Origin of the sequence: Micromonospora sp. NPDC023814, assembly GCF_040639595.1 — a bacterium.
GTDB lineage: Bacteria > Actinomycetota > Actinomycetes > Mycobacteriales > Micromonosporaceae > Micromonospora.
Genome location: NZ_JBFAAF010000191.1, coordinates 1 through 2,877 on the forward strand (window position 1 = coordinate 1; position 2,877 = coordinate 2,877).

Here is a 2,877-nt window from a genome sequence, read left to right on the forward strand (position 1 = left end):
CCTGCATCACTACAATCACCACCGACCCCACACCGCAACCGGCGGCAAGCCGCCCATCACCAGGTTGACCAACGTCCCTGGGCAGTACACCTAGCGAGGCTCGGCGTCGTAGCGGGCGCGGGCGGCCTCCACCTCGTCGAGGTGGGTGGTGGCCCAGGACTCGAGCCCGGCGACCAGGTCGAGCAGGCTGCGGCCGAGGTCGGTCAGCGCGTAGTCGACCCGCGGCGGGACGCTCGCGTGCACCGTCCGGGTCACCAGGCCGTCGCGTTCCAGCGCCCGCAGGGTCTGGGTGAGCATCTTCTGGCTCACCCCCTCGATCCGCTGGGCCAACTCGCCGTAGCGCTTCGTGCCGTCGGCGAGGGTGAGCACGACCAGGACGCTCCACCGGTCGCCGATCCGGTCCAGCACCTGCCGGCTGCCGCAGTTGCGGGCGTAGACGTTCGGGTGCACTGCACTCTCCATCGGTAAGTCACGCACTTCAAGGTGCCTACTCTCCAACGGGAAGTATCGCGGTGGCATTCCCGTTGCCGATGACGTCAGACACCATCCCGCACGTACGCAAGGAGTGCCCCATGTCCATCGTCGTCACCGGCGCCACCGGCCACCTCGGCCGCCTGATCGTCGACTCGCTGCTGCGCCGGGGCGTACCCGCCGGGCAGGTCGTGGCGCTCGGCCGGGACACCGACCGGCTGGCCGACCTCGCCGCGCGCGGCGTGACGGTGCGGCGGGCCGACTACAGCGACCCCGACTCGCTGCGCGCCGCCCTCGCCGGGGCCGAGAAGCTGATGTTCGTCTCCGGCAGCGAGGTCGGGCAGCGGGTGCAGCAGCACCGCAACGTCGTCGACGCCGCCAAGGAGGCCGGCGTCGGGCTGGTCGTCTACACCAGCATCGCCAAGGCCGACACTTCCAGCCTCATCCTGGCCACCGAGCACCGCGCGACGGAGCAGGAGATCCGCTCCTCCGGTCTGCCGTACGTCCTCCTGCGCAACAACTGGTACGTCGAGAACTACCTCCCGCAGCTCCCGACCTACCTGGAGCACGGCGTCGTGGGCGCGTCCGGCGACGGCCGGATCGGCGCCGCCACCCGCGCCGACTACGCGGAGGCCGCGGCGGCGGTGCTCACCACCGAGGGCCACGCCAACCGGGTGTACGAGCTGGCCGGCGCACCGATCACCATGACCGAGCTGGCCGAGGAGCTGTCCCGGCAGACCGGTCGCCAGGTCGGCTACACCGACCTCCCGGTGGAGAAGTACGCCGAGGTGCTCGCCGGCGCCGGCGTGCCGCAGGCGTACGCGGAGGTGCTCGCCGACGGCGACCGGGGCGTCGCCCAGGGCGACCTGGACGTCGAGAGCGACGACCTCGCGAAGCTGATCGGCCGGCAGCCGACCACGCTGGCCGAGGCGGTCCGCGCCGCGCTCTGACGGCCGCCCACCCGGCCGCCCCGCCGACGACGCGCGGGGCGGCCGGGTGCCCGGTCAACGCTCCACGGTCAGCACCACCTTGCCCAGCGCCCGGCGCCCCTCCAGGTCGGCGTGCGCCGTCGCGGCGTCGGCCAGCGGATAGGTCGTGACCAACGGGCGCCACCAGCCCTTCCCGGCCAGCTCCAGCGACCGGGCGGCCAGCGCCGGAATGCCGCCGGGCAGGGCGCGCATCCGCTGCCCCAGCCAGCCCACGGTCAGGCCGCGCCCGATGACGTCGTCCGTCCCGATCCGGGTCGCCTCGCCGGCCGACCAGCCGAACATCATGAACCGGCCGCCCGGCCTCAACAGCTCCAGGGCCGACCGACCCACCGCACCGCCCACCCCGTCGTACACCAGGCTCAGGCCGCCGACCTGCTCCCGCACCCGATCGGTCCAGTCCGGCAGCCCGTAGTCCACCACCACGTCCGCGCCGAGGTCGCGCAGCGCCGCCGTCCGGTCGGCGCCACGCGCCGCCGCCACCACGGTGGCGCCGGTCGTCCGCGCGGCCTGCACCAGCAGCCAGCCCACCCCACCGGCCGCCGACGGGACGAAGACGACGTCGTCCGCCGTCGGCGTCTCCAGGTCGAAGATCCCGAGCGCCGTCCGGCCCGTCCCGACCGCCGCCACCGCCTCGGCGCAGGTCAGATTCTGCGGTACGACGTGGAGCGACTCGACCGACGTGACCGCCTGCTCGGCGTACCCGCCCGGCACCATGCCCAGATGCGCGACGACCCGCTTGCCGCGCCACGACCCGTCGACGCCCTCCCCCAGCTCGTCGACGACACCGGCCACCTCCCGCCCGGGGATCGTGGGCAGGTCGGGCGGCGACATCGGGCCGCCGTCCTCGCCCCGGCGCAGGCTCGTGTCGAGCAGGTGCACACCGCTCGCCGACACCGCGATCCGGACCTGGCCGGGGCCGGGCGACAGGTCCGGCACGTCGTCGAGCACCAGGTTTCCGGGGGGACCGAACTCGTGAAGCTGAATCGCACGCATGCCCCCATCCGACTACCTCAACCTCGCTTGAGGTCAACCCGGCCGGCGGCCTGGATCACTGAGGAAGTCGCGCAGGTCCGCCGCGAAGCGGATCATCTCCTCACCGACCTCCAGGTCGAACGCGAACGGGCCGACCAGCTGCACGCAGCATGCCCAGGCTTCTCTCGCTGCTCCCGAAGGCGTCGTCCGACTTCCGCCAGGTGCTCCGCCTCCTGCTCCTGCCCATGCCGCGACAATGGCGCAGGAGAACAGCCAGGACAAGCAGGACCCGGCACCGCCAGATCAGCCGTGAACAGCCTGTGGCTGCCAACGACACGCATGGCCGCGGCCGGAGCAATAGTCAAGACTTGTGGATGAGAAATCTTGATCAGGCGGCTGCGGCGTCGGTCGTGTCGAGTTCGGCGGTGGGTCGTTCGACGAGTTT

The 2,877-nt window shown here is 72.5% G+C and carries 3 protein-coding genes; 1 reads left to right on the forward strand and 2 read right to left on the reverse strand.

Annotation, left to right across the window (positions count from 1 at the left end; genetic code table 11):
* Positions 1-90 precede the first annotated feature (90 nt).
* Positions 91-462, reverse strand: coding sequence for a helix-turn-helix domain-containing protein (locus tag AB0G14_RS35245; RefSeq protein ID WP_357705077.1), 372 nt, complete (start codon positions 460-462; stop codon positions 91-93).
* Between the two features lie 110 nt (positions 463-572).
* Between AB0G14_RS35245 and AB0G14_RS35250 the strand changes: the two genes are divergently transcribed.
* Positions 573-1,421, forward strand: a complete 849-nt coding sequence (locus AB0G14_RS35250; protein ID WP_357705072.1) for an SDR family oxidoreductase — start codon at positions 573-575, stop codon at positions 1,419-1,421.
* Between the two features lie 54 nt (positions 1,422-1,475).
* Here AB0G14_RS35250 and AB0G14_RS35255 read toward each other — a convergent pair whose 3' ends face one another.
* Positions 1,476-2,453 (reverse strand): zinc-binding dehydrogenase, encoded by a 978-nt coding sequence (locus tag AB0G14_RS35255; protein ID WP_357705074.1) that lies wholly within the window; start codon positions 2,451-2,453, stop codon positions 1,476-1,478.
* Between the last annotated feature and the right edge of the window lie 424 nt (positions 2,454-2,877).